This window comes from Paraburkholderia sp. JPY465 (genome assembly GCF_050436725.1).
GTDB lineage: Bacteria > Pseudomonadota > Gammaproteobacteria > Burkholderiales > Burkholderiaceae > Paraburkholderia > Paraburkholderia youngii.
On sequence record NZ_JBNDMT010000002.1, the window covers coordinates 1,130,364 to 1,147,807 of the forward strand.

General features: G+C 62.4%; 14 protein-coding genes. 3 read left to right on the plus strand and 11 right to left on the minus strand.

Annotation, left to right across the window (positions count from 1 at the left end; translation table 11 throughout):
- A complete protein-coding gene (locus QFZ94_RS07260) occupies nucleotides 1-252 on the minus strand; it encodes a hypothetical protein (RefSeq protein WP_368582946.1) in 252 nt (83 codons plus the stop codon).
- 40 nt (nucleotides 253-292) lie between these two features.
- On the minus strand, nucleotides 293-814 hold the full coding sequence (locus QFZ94_RS07265) for a lecithin retinol acyltransferase family protein (RefSeq protein WP_429456035.1): 522 nt from the start codon (nucleotides 812-814) through the stop codon (nucleotides 293-295).
- 450 nt (nucleotides 815-1,264) lie between these two features.
- Here QFZ94_RS07265 and QFZ94_RS07270 point away from each other — a divergent pair, with 450 nt between their 5' ends.
- Nucleotides 1,265-1,552 (plus strand): hypothetical protein, encoded by a 288-nt coding sequence (locus QFZ94_RS07270; RefSeq protein ID WP_013092508.1) that lies wholly within the window; start codon nucleotides 1,265-1,267, stop codon nucleotides 1,550-1,552.
- Nucleotides 1,553-1,557: 5 nt separating this feature from the next.
- Nucleotides 1,558-2,328 carry a PP2C family protein-serine/threonine phosphatase gene (locus QFZ94_RS07275; RefSeq protein ID WP_368582949.1) on the plus strand — a complete coding sequence of 257 codons (771 nt, stop codon included), beginning with the start codon at nucleotides 1,558-1,560 and terminating at the stop codon, nucleotides 2,326-2,328.
- A gap of 56 nt (nucleotides 2,329-2,384) precedes the next feature.
- Here the strand turns inward: QFZ94_RS07275 and QFZ94_RS07280 are convergent, their stop codons facing one another.
- The 9 genes from QFZ94_RS07280 to QFZ94_RS07320 form a co-directional block, all read right to left on the minus strand.
- The gene (locus QFZ94_RS07280) at nucleotides 2,385-3,740 is read right to left on the minus strand and encodes a sigma-54 interaction domain-containing protein (protein ID WP_368582951.1); all 1,356 of its coding nucleotides are present in this window, start codon (nucleotides 3,738-3,740) and stop codon (nucleotides 2,385-2,387) included.
- Nucleotides 3,737-6,805, minus strand: a complete 3,069-nt coding sequence (locus QFZ94_RS07285; protein ID WP_429456036.1) for a peptidase domain-containing ABC transporter — start codon at nucleotides 6,803-6,805, stop codon at nucleotides 3,737-3,739. Before QFZ94_RS07285 ends, QFZ94_RS07280 begins: the two co-directional genes overlap by 4 nt.
- 39 nt (nucleotides 6,806-6,844) lie before the next feature.
- The gene (locus QFZ94_RS07290; RefSeq protein ID WP_429456037.1) at nucleotides 6,845-7,597 is read right to left on the minus strand and encodes a peptidylprolyl isomerase; all 753 of its coding nucleotides are present in this window, start codon (nucleotides 7,595-7,597) and stop codon (nucleotides 6,845-6,847) included.
- 37 nt (nucleotides 7,598-7,634) lie between these two features.
- Nucleotides 7,635-9,008: an HlyD family efflux transporter periplasmic adaptor subunit gene (locus tag QFZ94_RS07295; RefSeq protein ID WP_429456038.1), complete on the minus strand. Its 1,374-nt coding sequence runs from the start codon at nucleotides 9,006-9,008 to the stop codon at nucleotides 7,635-7,637.
- Nucleotides 8,986-11,598, minus strand: coding sequence for an FHA domain-containing protein (locus tag QFZ94_RS07300; protein ID WP_429457732.1), 2,613 nt, complete (start codon nucleotides 11,596-11,598; stop codon nucleotides 8,986-8,988). The genes QFZ94_RS07295 and QFZ94_RS07300 overlap by 23 nt, the downstream gene beginning before the upstream one ends.
- Before the next feature lie 240 nt (nucleotides 11,599-11,838).
- Nucleotides 11,839-13,251 (minus strand): efflux transporter outer membrane subunit, encoded by a 1,413-nt coding sequence (locus tag QFZ94_RS07305; protein ID WP_368583209.1) that lies wholly within the window; start codon nucleotides 13,249-13,251, stop codon nucleotides 11,839-11,841.
- A gap of 315 nt (nucleotides 13,252-13,566) precedes the next feature.
- Nucleotides 13,567-13,851, minus strand: coding sequence for a hypothetical protein (locus QFZ94_RS07310; RefSeq protein WP_176106806.1), 285 nt, complete (start codon nucleotides 13,849-13,851; stop codon nucleotides 13,567-13,569).
- Between the two features lie 251 nt (nucleotides 13,852-14,102).
- A complete protein-coding gene (locus QFZ94_RS07315) occupies nucleotides 14,103-14,540 on the minus strand; it encodes a DUF4399 domain-containing protein (RefSeq protein WP_368582957.1) in 438 nt (145 codons plus the stop codon).
- A gap of 46 nt (nucleotides 14,541-14,586) precedes the next feature.
- Nucleotides 14,587-14,979: a DUF4399 domain-containing protein gene (locus QFZ94_RS07320; protein ID WP_429457734.1), complete on the minus strand. Its 393-nt coding sequence runs from the start codon at nucleotides 14,977-14,979 to the stop codon at nucleotides 14,587-14,589.
- 422 nt (nucleotides 14,980-15,401) lie between these two features.
- On the opposite strand from QFZ94_RS07320, the gene QFZ94_RS07325 reads away from it, so the two are divergent.
- Entirely contained in the window at nucleotides 15,402-17,432 is a 2,031-nt protein-coding gene (locus QFZ94_RS07325) for an SUMF1/EgtB/PvdO family nonheme iron enzyme (RefSeq protein WP_429456039.1), read from the plus strand.
- The last annotated feature ends 12 nt before the right edge of the window (nucleotides 17,433-17,444 follow it).

Genomic DNA, 17,444 nt, shown 5'->3' on the forward strand with positions numbered 1-17,444 from the left:
TTACGCGGCCGTACGGCCGTGCCCGTTCATCGCGGGCCGCTCGGCTTGCGGCGGGAACACGTTCCACGAACCGTCGCCGTGGCGGAAGAAGAAGATCGACAGCAATCCTTCCGGCTTCAACGCCTGCACGCATACATAGCGTTGCTGTTGCGACGCGCGATGGCAGAACCGCACGACTCGCGCGGGCATCGACGGCGTGGGCGCGAGCCATTTGTCGACGGCCCAGTGCAAGCTCTTTTCCGCGGCAACCATGATGTTCTCCTCGAATCGTCCCGTTCCCGGCGCGCTGCAATCACGCGACTTGCGCGAGTTGCGCCACGCGGTGATCGTTCCTCGCCCCGCTCTCGACAAACGCCTTCACGAGGCACAGCAGTGCGCGCACGCCCGTGCTCGGATGGCGCAGGCAGCAATCCACCTGTTCGCTGCGGCTTTCGCCGAGCAGGCACCACGCGCAGAAGTGTTCGCAGTTGTTGGTCAGCAGGCGATAGCGGTTTTCGCCGAGGCGGGAGCGCGCGCGGCGCACTGCTTCGGCACCGACGTAGATCGCGCTCGGCGTCGCCCGAACCGACATCGCATGGCCGGCGGCGAAGCGCGACAGTTCGACTTCCTCGACCGGGCCGGGATGCGCGGACCCCGCAAAGCCCGAGTAGTGCACGACGCGGCCGTTGCCGACATAGATGCCGTGATGTTCGTAGCCATTGCGTTGCGTAACCAGATGCGCGCCGATCGGCAGATCGATCGTCGATGAGGTGGTGTCGCAAGCGGCTGCGGATTGCGGTTCGTCGTCGCGGGTATCGAGCGTTTGGGTGTTCATGGCTGGCCTCGTTCGCATTTCCAACACTGTTGCGACAGCTTTTGCATCATCTGGGCCAGCTCCCGGAAAGCCCGTGTTTACGGGCTTCGCGGCCGATCGAGCGGTTTTTTGAACAGACAGATGTCAGTAAGGGACCAACAGAAATCGCGCCGATCTGTTGGCGTGCAACGCTCATTTGCGAGCGGTGTGGCGCGCTAATTAACGTGAATGGAAAACGTAAGAGGACCCGCCTGAATGTGTTGGGTCCTACACCTATTTAAATGGACGCTTGTTGGCCGCGAGCCGACCGATGACATCGACCTGATTCGTGGAAAAGCCGCGCAGCGCACGCCAGTCAAGGCGCTGCGGGGTTCGCGCCGAATCCGCCCCCGATTGGCATGGCCTTTGCACCAGCGTGTGCAGGGTCCATTCAGCCGCGCGCATTGCAAACGCGGCCAACCGGAGAACGACATGTCCTGCATCAAATTGAACGACCTCTCGCTGAACCTCGCGCTCGATCGCAAAGCGATGGCGGCGATCCGCGGTGGCGGCGGCGCGCCATGGATCTATGGCTGGATTCAGCCGTACGTGCCGCAAACGCCTAGCATTGGGCCGGTGGTCAATCTGTACGAGGTCTCCAACAACTTCTATGCTAACCAGATGATCAACCAGTTCCAGTCGGTCGACGTACGCAACACCGGCGCGAACGCAACCCTCACCGTGTCTCCGGACGCACGCAACCGAAACGAGATGGTGTAGCCGTTGTGACCTGCGAGAGCCAATTTCGCTGGACGTCGTCCGCGCGTTCCGACACGGGGCGGGTCCGCGAAATCAACGAAGATGCCTACCTCGACGATCCCGAGGCGGGACGCTGGGCTGTCGCCGATGGGATGGGCGGTCACGCGGTCGGCGATGTTGCCAGCCGCACCGTGATCGACGCATTGACTCAACTGGCGGCGCCGCACGGCCTCAGAATGCTGATCGCCGATGCGCGCGCGCGTCTGCAATTCGCGAACCGCCAATTGCGCGATGAAGCCGCGCGCCGCCAGGTGCAGCGCATCGGCAGCACCGTGGTCGTGCTGCTTGCCTGCGATCGCTTCTGCGGCTACGTGTGGGCCGGCGACAGCCGCATCTACCTGTACCGCGACGGACAGTTGCGGCAACTGACGCGCGATCACAGCCAGGTCGAGGAGCTGCGCTCGCTCGGCGTCATCACCGACGAAGAAGCACGCAATCATCCGGCGCAACACATGATCACGCGCGCGGTCGGCGCAACCGACCTGCTCGAACTCGACGACGACGCGATCGAAGTCGCCGACGGCGACGTGTTCCTGTTGTGCAGCGACGGTCTGAGCAACGAACTGAGCGACGACGAGATCGCCGGCGTGCTGACTTCGGCGGAGCGCGAAAACGCATGTTGCGAACTGGTCGACCTCGCGCTCGCGCGCGGCGGACGCGACAACATCACGGCAGTGGTCGTGGAAGCGCAAGACCCGAATGCGGCGGACAAGACCTTGCTGAATCCGGCGCCTTGATGGTCTTCAGGCACGCGTTTCAGCGAGCCTCCATTGGTTTTTCAGTGATCCTTCACTCAGCCTTCGTCGTCTTCCTCATCGCGCTCGTTCGTGCCGTTTTTCGTGGGCGGCGCATTGCGATTGCGGAAATCCTTCGAGTGCAGGCCGTGCTTTTTCAGCAGCATCTGCAAGTGCGAGCGATTCATATCGATGCGCCGCGCCAGCTCGGCGACGGTCCCGCTGACTTCCCGCAGTCCGCGTTCGAGAAACGCTTTCTCGGCGTCGTCGCTGGCCGCCCGCTTCGCGTCGCTCAACGACATCAGATTCGCGACACTGATCGGCTGCTCGCCGCTCGCCTGGCCGCCCTCCGCCTGCGCCGCAGCTGAACCGGGCGCGGCCGGTCGCATATCGAGCGGCAAATGCTCGACGTCGGCCATATCTGCAGCCAGACATGAGATGCGGTACATCACGTTGCGCAGTTCGCGGATATTGCCCGGATACGAGTAGCTCAATAGAAAGTCGCGCAAACGCGGCGTCAATCTGACCGGCCGGCGTTTCAGCGTGCCCGCCGCTTCGTCGCCGAACCACGCAATCAGCAACGGAATTTCGTCGCGCCGTTCGCGCAGCGGCGGCAGCGTGACATGAATCACGCTGAGCCGGTAGAACAGATCCTCGCGAAACCGGCCTTCTTCGCTGAGCTTGCGCAGATTGCGGTTGGTCGCCGCGACGATGCGCGTATCGACCGCAATCGTTTCGTCGGAACCGACGCGTTGAATCTCGTGCGCTTCGAGCACGCGCAGCAGCTTGACCTGGCCCGCGAGCGGCAACTCGCCGATTTCGTCGAGAAAGATCGTGCCCGTATGCGCGCTTTCGAATTTGCCCTTGCGGTCGTTCGACGCGCCGGTAAATGCGCCCTTGCGATGCCCGAACAGTTCCGACTCCAGCAGATTGTCCGGAATCGCGCCGCAGTTCACCGAAATGAACGGCTTGTCCGCACGCGCGCCATTCGCGTGAATCACCTTCGCCATCAGTTCCTTGCCGGTGCCGCTCTCTCCATCGATCAGCACCGGCAAATCGGTCGGCGCGGCTTTTTCCGCAATTTCGAGCGATTCGAGCAGCCGCGGATTGTCGCCGAACGTGCCCTCGAAAATAAAGCTGCGTTCCAGTAGCGCCTTGCGTCGCGCACCGCGCGATTGCTCCGCGCTCGCCTGCGGCTCGCCAGCGGTAGCCGCCTGCACGAAGCGCTCCTTGTGCGAAAGCTGCATCACTTCGTCGCGCAACGACGTGGCCTGCCTGAGCAGCTTGTCGATATCGGCGCGTTCGAGCCGCGACGACCAGCGCAACGTGGAGCGCAGGATCTCGATCCGCTCGATCAGTCCCGCGTACGATATCGCGGGACTCGCCTCTTCAATCTGGTCGAGTATCTTCATCATGATGCACTCAACTGTTTCTGCACGAGCTGATAGTACATGCCGCCGCGCTGGATCAGCTCCTCGTGACGGCCCTGTTCGACGATCGCGCCTTCATACAGCACGAGAATCTTGTCCGCGCGCATGATCGTGCTGAGCCGATGCGCAATGATCACCGCCGTGCGGCCCTTCAGGATGTCGTGCATATTGCCGAGAATATTGCTTTCCGATTGCGAGTCGAGCGCCGATGTCGCCTCGTCGAACACGAGCAGACGCGGATCGTGATAAAGCGCGCGCGCAATGCACAGCCGCTGGATCTGACCACCCGACAAGCCGATGCCGCGCTCGCCGACGACCTGTTCATAGCCGAGCGGCATCTTGCTGATGAAGCCATGCGCGTCGGCCATTTTCGCGACCTCCTCGATACGCCGGCGGTCCGGCGCGTCGTCGCCGCTCGCGATGTTCTCGGCTATCGTGCCCGAGAACAGCAGGTTGCTTTGCATCACGTAGCCGATTTGCGCGCGGAAGTAAGCCTTGTCGATCACGCCGGAGTCGTAACCGTCGATCGTCATTTTCCCTTCGCTCGGCTGATAGAACCCAACCAGCAGCTTCGCGAGCGTGGTCTTGCCCGAGCCGCTGCGCCCGACGATCGCGACCAGTTCACCGGGCTTGATATCGAAGCTGATGTTCTCGAGCACATAAGCGGAATCCTCTTCGCCATAGCGGAAATAGACGCCTTGCAGGCTGATTTCGCCTTGCAGCTCCGGCAGCATTACGCGGGAAGGCAAATCCTGCGGCTTCTGTTCGGGCTCGATATCGAGCACATCGCCGAGCCGTTCCATCGCGACACCCGCATCGTTGAGCATGCTCCACAAGCCGACCAGACCCATCAGCGGACTCAATACGCTGCCCATGAAGGCATTGAACGCGATCAGCTGGCCGATCGTCAATTCGCGTGCGAGTACCAGATTCGCGCCGACCCAAAGAATCGCAATCGTCGTGGCCGCATTCAGCAATTGACTGCCGAAGCTGACCAGAATATTGAATGCGTGCGCGCGATACTGCAATTCGAGCGCCTTTGCGTACTTCTTCTCCCAGCGCAAGCGCACCGGCCGCTCGATGCCCATGCCCTTGACGGTCTCGACGCCGGAGAGCGCCTCCATCAAAAACGACTTCGCCTCGGTCGACGCTGTGAACACCTCGCGCGCATAGCTCTTGATCTTCGGCGTCGCGATCACCGTGAGTCCCATGATCGGAATCACGAATGCGATCAACACCAGCGTCATCTTCACGTTGTACACGAACATGATCGTGAAGTAGATGAAGATCATCAGCAGATTGAGCGCGGTCGTCACGGTGGATTCGGTCAGGAACGCGCGAATCGTCTGGTTCTCCTGAAAGCGCGCGAAGATATCGCCGGTCTTGCGCTTCGCGAAGAACGAGAACGGCAGCGACAACGTATGCTTGAAGAACTGCGACATCATCGCGAAGTCCATGTTGCGGACCATGAAGTTCGCCAGATACGCGCGTATCGTCGACATCAGCTGCGTGAAGATGTTGGAAATGATGAGCCCGCCGATCAGCATATGCAGCAGACTGACGTTCTGATGCACGATCACACCGTCGAGAATGTTCTGAATGATCAGCGGGGGAATCACGCCGAGCACCTGGATCACGAAGGTCGCCAGAAACAGATAGCCGAGTATCTTGCGGTACGGCTTCAGGTATCCGACAAAACGAATCCAAGGCGAGCGCTCGGCCGACATCTGCAGCAGCTGCGATCCGCCGGTAAACAACAAACAGGTGCCGCTCCAGCCGCGTTCGAAATCTTCGACGCTCAGCTTTCTGAAACCGAGTGCCGGGTCCGCCACCCAGACATACTCTTTCGACAGCCCGTACACGATCACATAGTGGTAACCCTCCCAATGCACGATGAACGGCAAATCGAAGCCGCGCAGCGAATCGAACGTGCATTGGACACCGCGCGTCGTGAAGCCGAGCGACTCGCCCGCGCGCGCGAGGCTGTCGAGCGTCGCACCCTGCGTCGTCACGTTCGCGAGTTCGCGCAGTTTGCCGAGCGTCATCGGAATGCCGTAATGGCGGCAGATCATCGCGAGACACGCGGCGCCGCAATCCATTTCCTCGGCCTGCTCGACGAGCGCGAAACGCCGGATGATCTTCTCGCCGAGTTCCGGCTTGCTCTGCAGGTCCAGCATCAACGGCAGCTTGCGCCGCTGTTCGAGCCGCTTTTGGCGCTGCAATTCGCGGTCGCCGTAGCGGATGCGCTCGTCGAGTACTTCGCGCAGTTTCGGATTGCGTTCGAGAATGAAATGAACGGTGCGCTCGGGGATCACCAGCAGCCGCGTGTCGGTGGTCGCAATCACCGATGCCATCTGTTCCTGGCGCATCAGGCACGCCTTCTCGCCGAAGATCTCGCCTTCGCCGAGCGTCGCGAGCGTGTAGTCGTGACCCTCCTCGTGCCGCACGATGCGCACCTGGCCTTGCCGCACCACATAAAGCCGCCGGTCCTCGCGGCCGTCCTGTTTCAGAATCTCCTTGCCGGCAGCCACCCGTTTCGCGCCGACGCTGCGCACGTACTCTTCGAGTTCCGCCTTGTTCAGCTTGCCGCGCAGATCGAACAGTTGCGCGACGAAGCCCCCAGCCGAATTGATCGCGACATAGCTGGCGACGAACGCCAATGCCGCGGCGTTGGCCGCCATCACCGGCTCGATCGCGCTGCGCGGAATGAACAGCACTTCGGTCTTGCCCGACGACCGTACCGACGCTTCGTGAACGTACGAGCGCAACATCGCAATGTCGGCAAAGATCTCGCCCGACTTGCGTACGCCCATGCTGGTTTCCTTGCCGTGCTCCTCGGTAAAGATACGCACCGTGCCCGAGCGGATCACATAGAGACCATCGGCCACTTCGCCAGCCGAGCACACCGTCTCGCCAAACGAATAGAACTTTGCCTGCGCGTATTCGGCAAGCCGCTCCAATTCGTCGCGTGAGAATGGCGACAGGATCTCCACCGAAGCGAGAAATTCGGCGGTGGAGGGCGCGGATGGCGCGGTCTGGGGGGCGTCCATGTATCGGTGAGCCTCGCTTTATCGGGCGCTAGTCGGGTACTAGCGCGCTTCGATCACGTGTTCCTGGGCGCGGGCAATCAGCCAGCTCTCGCGCAGCAAACGGCGGATTTCAGTGGCCACGTCGGCATCGAGCGTGGCCGGATATTTGGCCGTCACCGCGAAGATCTCGAAACACGAACGGTCGGCCGACGGAAACGGACCGAGCAGATCGCCGACCGCCGCATTGAAGATCTTCGCCTCGATATCGGGCTTCAGCGAACCGCGCAGTACCTTGCCGATCACGCCGCCGGACTCGCGCGTGTCGGCGATCGAATGCTCGCACGCCATCTCGGCGAAGGCGTCGGGGTCATCGTGCAGGTACGAGATCATTTCCTTCGCCTTGCCTTCGCTATCGAGCACGATATGGCTGACTTCGATCGCGTCGAACTTCGGTGAATTCAACGCGAAGTAATCACGGATTGCCGCGTCGTTACCGATGTCGTCGAGCATCTTCTCCTGATAGAGCCCGTCGGTAATGAACACCTCGAATTCGTCGAGGCTCACGTGCAGCGCGTCGAGATAATGATTCATGTCAGCCGCGCGATGCAGCCCGCGCACGCGGCGAAACTGATCCGCGCGCTGCTGGATTTCATCGGCGCTGACAGTGATGCCCTGCTTTTTCGCCGCATGGACGGTAAGCTTGTCGCGCACGATCTGCTCGATCAGGCTCTCGAACTGGCCGGTCAGTTTCAGAAGACGAATGAACTCGTCCACATCCACGACTTCATCATCGATACGCACTATCGCGGTCATTTGTTCTGCTCCTTCCTTGGATGTTTGATTCGCGCGCTCAACCCGCCACCTCTCTGAACGGATCGAGACCGAGGTCGATCAGGCGCCGTTCGCGCACGACGATTTCCGCACTGGCGGTCATGCCGTAACGCAGTGGATAACGCGTGCCGGCCACCTGGTAGTAATCCTTGTCGAGCGTGACGCGGCCCTCGTAGACCGGTTGCTTGTCCTGCACGGACGGCTTCGTGGCCGGCGAGATATACGCGAGCGTGCCGCTGATCAATCCGTAGCGCTGGTAAGGAAACGCATTGAACTTCAATTTGACCGGCAGGCCCACGTGCAGAAAGGCGCGGTCGTGTTCGGAGATTTCGATCTTCAGCACGGGCCGCGCGTCTTTTGGCGCAATGCCGCCGAGCGGCGCATTCGCCTGAATCTTGTCGCCGCGCTGCGTCGACGTGACGTCGGTAATCACGCCGGAAACCGGCGCCAGAATCAGCAGAAAATTGTCTTTATCGATGTTCTCGAAGCGCACGCGCGCAGCGGCATCGGCTTCGAGGCGCGCGCTTTGTAATTGCACGCGCAGTTTGTCTTCCGCATCGGTGACGTCGCGCACCGCCTGATCGTATTGCAGTTGCAGATCGGTGCTTTGCTGGCCGCTCGTCGCGAGTTGCGCGTTCGCCTGCGCGTATTCATGGCTCAGACGAAAGTCCAGTTCGGCCAGCTTCGACTGCGCGACACGGAAGGCGTTATCCGCTTCGAGCGCGGCCGTGCGTTTCTGCTCGACCTGCAATTCGGCAATGCCGCCGCCGCCCGGCTGCGCGAACAGCCGCGAATAGCGATCCAGTTCCTGGTTCGCCGCTTCGCGCGCGCGGCGTGCGTTGTCGAGCGAGCTGCGCGCTTCGTCGAGTTCGGCCTTCTGCCCTTCGGCAAGCTTCGTCGTGCCTTCTGAAACGCGGTTCTCGTGCAGGCGCTCCTCGACTTCGAGTTGCGCCTTCAACGACGCAGCCTTGCGTTCCATCAACGCCTTCTTCTCCGGAAACTGCTTCCATTCGCGTTCGGCGTCTTCGAGTTTCAGTTGCGCCTGTAACGCGTTGCTCGCAGCTTCGATCGCGCCGCGCGCATTGAGCCGCGCGAGCACGTCGCCTTTCGACACCGGCTGACCCTCCGCGATGTACAGGTCCGCGAGTTCGCCGTCGATCGGCGTATAGATGCGCCGCACCTCCGATTCCGGCGACAACGTGCCAGGTGCGCTGACGATCACATCCGCGCGGCCGACGAACGACCACAGCAAGCCCGACACGACGAGCGCGACCATCGCCCAGATCAGCGCGCGCGCAATCCGCACCGGCTCGGACGTCAGGATCGCGATGCCTTCGACGCTATGATCTTCCAGCGCCTCCGATAACGGCTTAGGGTGAGGATCGCGTTTCACTCTGATCGCCTCCAATCAACGCGAGCTTCGCTTTCAGGAGCCCAGGGTCCAGCACCATGCGCAACTCGGTCAACGAGCGGCGCTGCAAACTCGCTTCCGCGTCGATATCCGCGAGCAGACGATCGAAGTCGGCGGGATGATCGGCCTTCAGCTGCGTGTAGATGCGCATGCCCTGCCGTGCCGCCGTTTGCGCGTCGCTGAGCAGACGCGCCTCGCTGCGAAAGCCCGGCGAGATGCCGGCTTCGAGCCGCTGCGTGCCGCCGATCGGCCCGTTCGCGCGGTACTCTTTCCACAGGCTTTGCGCGCGCAGCAACAGATCCTGCGCACGCGCGAGCGCATTGTCATGCAACGCGGCGACGTCTTTCTGGATCGCCTGCACGAACCATGCGTCGGTTCGCGGATCGAGGCTCGCGTAGAACGACAGCAGACGCTGGTCGTAATCTTTGCCGCCACGCGTTTTCTGCAGATCGTTGTATTGATCGGATAGCGCCTTCTTGTGCGCGGCTTCGGCCGCGAGCACGTCGGACCATGGGCTCGTCGGCATCGACTGCAAATCGCTGAGCGCCTGCTGCGCGTCGCCGCGTTGCCACGCGGCATCGACCGCGTCCTGACGTTGAACGATGTCCGCCGACGGCAAACGCGTCGCCGCAAGCTGCTGGTATTGCGCCTGGAAAGGCGGTGTGCTGAAGCGCGCCGTTTTCATCATCGCGAGCAATGACGTCAATTGGCGGCTCAACGCGGCATTCAGCAGCGCGGTGTATTGGCGCAAATCGTCGCGCACTCTATCGAGCCCCGCGAGCCGTGGGTAGCGCTGCGCGTAATCGTCGAATACCGGCGGCAGCGCGTCGGGTTTGTCGCGCGAGAGTTCGGTTTGGATCACGCCATTGAGCCGATCTATCGCGGCGACGTACACCGAATCGTCGCTTTCGAGCTTGCGCAGATGGCTCAGCGTGTGCGCGTAGGGCTCCGCGAAGGCCGGCACGTAGCTCGCAATCCGGTCGAGCGCGCGCTGATGACTCGCCGCGTCGTCGTCCCAGCGGTGCAGCAAGCCGTTGATCGTCGCTTCGTCCGTATACATGCGGATCGGCGCGTCGACGCCGCCGCGCGCCGCGACGAAGCGTTCGAGATCGCCGACCCACTGCAATTCGCCGACAAGCGACGCGGCATCGGAGTCCGTCGCGCTCAACGCCCTCATGTTCTTCAGCAGCGCGTCGGCCTGGTCGAACTGCGCTTTTTGCACGGCTTCGATCCAGCCCGGCAAGTTCGCTTTCAGCAATGCCTCGCTGGCGAGCGCGCTGATCCTGGTGTCCGTCGGGTGCGTGGCCAGATAGCCGCGTGCCATCGTCAGGGCGTTCGAGTAATCACCGTTCGCGAGCAGGCTCTTCAACTCGCGTTCCGATGAACCGTGCAGATAGAGGCCCACGCCAAGCGCAACCACGAGCGCAACACCCGCGCCGCCCCATGCCGCCGCGCGCCGAACATTGGTGCGCTCGCCGTCCGCCAACGCCTTGTGGAGTTCGCCGGCGACCATCTTCCAGCGACGCGGCTTACTACGTGCCGCGGCTTTGGCTTTGCCGCTTCTTTCATTTGCGCCGTCTTTCGTGTCCGCCGGGTGTGCCGCCTGCGCGCCCTTTGCGGCTTGCGCGCCGCTTGCCGCCCCGGCTCCATCACGCTTCGCGCGGGCGGAGCCGGGTTGCGCCGCATCGTTCACTTCGTCTTCGCGTTGCAGTGCCGGATCGACGCAAAAGATGTCGAGAAACGAATGCGCCGCGCCGACGAAGGTCGTCTTGTCGGCATCGGCGGCACTGTCGGCAGCGGGACGAAGAGAGAACTGGGTCACGGTGGGTTCGGCGTCGGCGGAGTTCTGTAGCGACACCCTGTAGACGAAGTGATCGCCGCCAAATGCAACGACATCCCCATCCACCAGCGCAAGCGCCGATTCGCCGATCCGCTGGCCATTCACGAACGTGCCGTTGGTGCTGCCGAGATCCTCGACGTAGAGCTGGCCGCCCTTCAGAAACAGGTGCGCATGGCGCCGCGAAATGTAATTGACCTGGTGCGGATAACGGTCTTTGTAGCGCGAGAAGATCTCGTCCGTTTTGCTGACCAGGAACGGAAAAGCCAGCACGTCGACCGGTTGCAGACCCAGATCGTCGCGCTGTGGCACCAGCAATAGATGGGCGAGGGAAGAAGCGCTTCCGCCCGTGACGACGCGCGGGCGCGGCTCGATGCCGACGCGATAGCACAGTTCACCGGCAAAGCAGAGTTCATCGCCGCCGCGCACGCGCGCGGGAGTTTGCCGCACCGCGATGCCGTTGACCGTCGTGCCGTTCTTGCTGCCGAGATCGGCGACATAAACCGCACCATGCTCGATAAAAACACGCGCATGCCGACGCGACAGACCGGCGGTCCATTGCGCGGGATAGTCGCTGAACGGCGCTTCGCTGCGGCCGACCGCGAACAGGTTGTCGACGATGCGAATGGCGTCGAGCGCTGGGCGCTGTGCGCACGCAACCGGCGACAGCACCACGTCGAAGGCGGCGTCCGTTGTCGTGCGCATTTCAGCAATCGGAGCTTCGCCGGTGGCCATTTTCTCTGGATCGCTCAAGCGTTTACCTGCCGCGGCAGGAACGCGGGGCGAACTGGACAAAGAACGACGGCCCAACGAAATTGTCGCGAAGAGCCACGCAAACGCTGACCCCTAAAGGATTTTAAGTCACGCATCGACAGTGTCAATTTGGATATCGCCGGATGAGAAGACAGCGGATGAGTCGTCAGCCGACGAAATACCCGCGTGGTACGCCAACTGATGGATTAGCTCAATGCTTCGTTACTTTTCTTTGGCCTGCGCCTGCACGTCGACACTGGGCCATCCACCGCCGAGCGCCTTATAAAGCGTCACCGTATCGGACAGAATCAATTGGTGGTTTTCCAGCAACGCCTGTTGCGCCTGCAGCAGGGTCCGCTCGTCTTCGAACACCTCGAGTTGCGACACGACGCCAAGGTGCAGTTGCGACTGGATCTGATCCGCGACGATCTGCAAGCGCGCCACCTGCTGCTGCAATTCCTCATGCTGCGCCTTATGCGCACTCAGATTGACGAGCGCGTTCTCCACTTCCTCGAACGCTCCCATCACGGCCACCCGATATTGCTGTTCGGCGACTTTCGATTGCGCCTCGCTCACCTTCACATGAGCGCGCACACCCGGATCGAACAGCGGAAAGTTGATGCTTGGCATCAGCCCGAACGTGAACGACTTCAGCAGCTGGTTGAGCGCATAGCTTGCCGTGCCCCCCTGAGCGGTCAGGCCGATGCTCGGCAATTGCGCGAGCTTCGACTGACCGACGAGGTCATAGGCTTCGAGCACCCTGAATTCGGCCGCCACCACGTCGGGGCGGCGCGACAGCAATTGCGCGGGCAAACCATCGGGCACGCCCGGCAATTTCACGCGCTCCTGCAAATGGCCCTGCGGCACATGGAATTCGCCGGCCGGCACGCCGAGCAACGTGCACAGTGCGTTGTCGGAAACAGCCCGCGAGCGGCGCAGATCGTACAGATCGTTGGTGAGGCGGTTGATCTCCGCCTGCTGGCGCAACACCTGCGTTTGCGGCACGATCCCGTTGCGCGCCTGCCCTTCGTAGATCGTCAGGATTTGCTTATTCGTGGCGATGGTCTTTTGCTGCTGGGCGATCTGGTCGTCGAATTGCAGGATCTGGAAATAGGTACTGGCCACGTTCGCGACGAGTTCGAGATACCCCGCGCGCCAATCCGCTTCGGTCGCGTGGAATTCGGCCTTTTGTGCCTGCACGCCTTTTTCGACCTTGCCCCAGATGTCGATGTCCCAGTTCACCTGCAGCGCGAGGTTGTAGGTCCTCGACAAAGGCTGGCCGGTCGTCTTCGAGTAGTCCGCGCCGGCACCGAGGTCCGCGGTCGGCAAGGCGGCCGCGCCCGTCTCGCTGATCTGCGTGTGCGCGACTTCGATACGCGCGGCCAGCACCCGGATATCGAAGTTGCCGTCGATAGCCTTGTCGATCAGCGTATCCAGATACGGGTCCTGGAAGCCCTTCCACCAGTCGCGCTCGATCGTCTCCGCGGCCGATACCGGCGCGCCCTGGCGATCCGACCACGATGTCTTGGCCGGCGTGTCCGGCCGTTGATAAGCCGGCATCCTGACGTCGACGCAGGCACTCAACGCCAATGCGCACATCGTTGCGGCGCCGAGGCCGCGCAGCACACGGCCCATTTGGCGCGGCGCCGTGCTGGCGGCACAAACCCGCTGAAGGTCCGGCGAATCACACGACAAACCGAACGACGAATCCGGCGATGCTGACACGGTTGTCTCCAGTTGCACCCGCCTGTTTCGCGCGAGATGGCCGGTTTTTTCAGGCCGAGCCGCTTCCGCGCGGCTTCAGCGATGAAGCGGCGGAAATCTCGATGCGGGGAGCGGCGGATACGCGAAGGATGCGTGGAAAGGACGATCGAATGCGTTGTCTTTTTGAGCGACGCGGCTATTGGGGCGCACACACGCGGCCGCTCGGGCCGCGCGTGCGAGCGCCGCTCACTTCACGTTGTTGACGTTGCTCGAGTACACGGTCGGTTCGATGTAGGTCGTCGTACCGCTGACCAGCGCCGAGTTGTTGCCGTTCGCGCTCTGGATGTTCATTTCCGTGTTGATCGACTGCGTCGTGCAGATGTTCTTGATGCTGGTCGGCGCATAGACGGGCGCATAGCTGAGGTACGACGGCATCGGGCAGTAGTAGCTGTTGCCGCCGCGCACGGCGCTCATCGCCTTGCTGTCGAGTTGTTCGGTATTGGACAGGTCCTTGATCATTAGCGTGTTCATGGCAAAACTCCTGGAAAAGGGAAAGCGCATCGTGGTGCGTCGGGTTCGAGCAACTTGTCTGCTCGGGCGCTACTGATGCATGGGCTATGCCAGGAGTGCTTCGCTTTCGACATTCGCGTCGTCAGGGCCTTGCAGTAAAGGCCTGGAGGAACGCAGGCGCTGTGGCGCCGCTACCGACCGGCGCAGCGGGGCTCGCGAATGGTGGATCGCAGCCAACAGCGCACGCGGGATTGTTGGCTGCATGATGACAGTCAGCGCGCGATCACCGTGATCTTCTTCGAATACACGGGCGGGCTGTGCGGTATATGCATGTCGTCGCCCATCAACAGCTGCAACGTATGCCTGCCAGGCGGCAATGAAATCATCGTTTCCGTTTCGCCCGCGCCGAAATGCAGATGATGGCGATCCGAGGGTATCTCCTGATCCAGCGGCGGCAGCTCGCTATCGATCAGAAGATGGTGGTGACCGGTGTTCGGGTACTTCACGCCTTTCGGCGCGACGCCCATGAAGCGCAAGCCGAACCACACGCGAAACGGCTTATTGGCGGGCACCACCTGGCCATCGTTCGGATAACCGATATACGCGTATGCGCTGGGCGGCGACGGCGTCGCTGCCCACCCACCCTGCGGCGCTGTCGATGCCGTCAGCGCCGCCGCGACGAATGCCGCGGCCGCAATGATCTTGTTCATCAGGACTCTCCGTTCCGGCTTGACCAGTTCGAACCAACGGATCGCGTTAGTCTTTTAGCACGGTGATGGTGATCTTCTTCGAATACACCGGCGGGTTGTGCGGCACGTGATTATGGTCGCCGAGAATCAGCTGCAGCGTGTGCTTGCCGGGCGGCAACTCGATGCGCGCGTCGGTTTCGCCCGCGCCGAAATGCAGGTGCTGGCGATCCGATGGAATCTCCTGGTCGAGCGCGGGCAAATCCGTGTCGACCAGCAGATGATGGTGGCCGGTATTCGGAAACGCGATGCCCTTCGGACACACGCCCATATTTCGCAGCCCCATGCGCACCCACAGCTTGCCGCCGTGAATCACCGCGCCATCCGACGGCCAGATGATGTACTCCTCGGCCCCCGGCGGTGACGCCGTCTGCTCGGCGCGCGCGACGCCACCCGTTCCCATGCCGACGCACACCGCGACGAGCGTCGCGCACACCGCCGCGCGCAATCCGCCGCAATGCGCTTGCGCGAGATCACGTCTGCCGAAAAGAGAGGAAACACGGGTTCTTCGCATAGCGCACTCTCCCGAACAGGAGTCATGGCTGGGCCCGGCTATCGATGGCCATCCGGGTGTTCGAGCGGCTTGTCGCGGATTGCAACCGGTAGACAGCCACCTAGTTAAAACGGCCGTGTGAGGTGACTTTGTGAATCAGCTTAGAACTTAACTTGCTAAAAAGATACGCAATGCTCGTTAACCGTATGACGCGTTCAGGACTCCCGGACAGTTATGACGCGAAGCGCGTGCTATCGTTAATAATGAGCGCGGACAGCGCGATCGTGGTGCGCGAATGCCTGAATTCTGTCCGGTACAAACAGGATAAAACGATGTGGCGACGATTCCTGCTGGTGTGCGTGGTTGGGGCAATCCAGGCGCAGTGGGATAGCGCCGGTGCCACGACGCAACGCGAATTCATCGAGCCGAGTGCGGGTTCGGTGACGAGTGAACCGGGGCGGCCGGCGGATACCGCTTTGCTCCTTTCACCCTTTGTTTCGTCACGCGACGGCACCCATTCGCGGCGTATCGCGCTTGTGATCGGAAATGGCGAATACGGCGACGCCACTAACCCGATTCGCGCTAACGCGCCGCGCGACGCCGAATCGATCGGCGCTGCACTCCGTGCGCGTGGCTTCGAAGTGATCACCCGCACGAATGCGACGCCGCCGCAAATGCGCGCGGCGATCGACGAATTTCACCGACGTTTGAAAACTGGCGATATCGGGCTGTTCTATTTCGCCGGACACGGCATGCAGTTGGCCGGACAAACGCTGCTTTTGCCGGCGGGACTCGATGCGCGAGCCGATAACCGTGCACCGGTGTCGCTCTTGAATAACGGCGTCGAACTGAATACCGTCTTGCAGGCGATGCAATCCGCTCGCGCCGGCCAGCTCAATCTGGTGATTCTCGATACCTGCCTCGACAATCCGTTTATGCCCGCCGGGATTGCAATCGATCAACCGAAGATCGCTGCCAACACCGTGATTGCGTACGCAACCGCGCCGGGTGGATTCGCGGCGGACGGTCCGCGGCATGGCGTCTACACGGGTGCGTTGCTGCAAGCGCTCGATGATGCCGACGCATCGTCCCGATCGCTCGCCGCGCTGTTCCGGCACGTCGCCGCCGAAGTTCGCGCCGCCACACGCGGAGCGCAGCAGCCGTGGCTCTCCGTGGCCCGTACTTCCATTCCCACGAGTGGCGAACGCACTATCGCGTCGTCGATTACGTCGGACGATCGCGCCATTACACCGCGCAGTCGCGGCATCATGCCGAAGGAAAGCGGCGAACAATACGAAATCACGTTCTGGGAGTCGATCAAGGACAGCAACTACCCAGCCGATTACGAGGCTTATCTGAAGGCCTATCCGAATGGCCGCTTCGCCACGCTCGCGCATGCGCGTATCGATCGATTGCGCGCGGCGGCATCGACTCCGGCGGTGAGTGCTGCGCCGCCCGCAGCGCCCGCGGCGCAGAGCGGTCACGTCGCGCCACCCGCGCCACCTGCTCAGGCCGCGCGTCCCACGGCGCAAGCGAGCGCGGCCGCGCCGCCACCACCGCGCCCCGCTGCCGCCCCGGCGCCGACGCCGCCCGCCACGGCCGCCGCCGCGCCATTCGCCGAAAAGACCGTCGCCCATCCGCCGACCGCCGGTGAAATCCGCGACTGCGCCGCCTGTCCGATCATGGTCGCGGTACCCGCCGGCTCGTTCGCAATGGGCAGCAATACCGACGATCCGTCGGAAAAGCCCGTCCATCACGTGAGCATCGGCGCACCCTTCGCGATCGGCAAATTCCCGGTGACGGTCGAGCAATGGAATGCGTGCGTCGCCGCCGGCGCATGCCAGAAGCTGACCCCGGAGAGCAATAGCATCAAGACCGCACCCGCGCGCGATCTGAGTTGGGACGACGCGCAGCAGTACGTCAAATGGCTCACCAAAACGACCGGCAAACCGTACCGTCTGCCGACCGAAGCCGAATGGGAATACGCGGACCGCGCCGGCACCACGACCGCGTACTGGTGGGGCGATCAGATGCGCAAGGGCAACGCCAATTGCAAGGACTGCGGCGACCCTTGGCACAAGGAAGGACCGGAAAGCGTCGGCACGTTCGCCGCGAATCCTTTGGGTCTGTACGACATGAACGGCGGCGTCTGGGAGTGGACCGCCGACTGCTGGCACAACTCCTATCAGGGCGCACCCGTCGACGGCCATGCGTGGGACACGCCCGGCTGCGAGATGCGCGCGATTCGCGGCGGCTCATGGCGCGAAGGCGGCGACTACATGCTCAGCGCGACGCGCTTCAAATACAGCGCGGGCGTGCGTCAATCGCAGAACGGTTTTCGCGTCGTCAAAGATCTGCGCTGAGGGCCGTTTCGA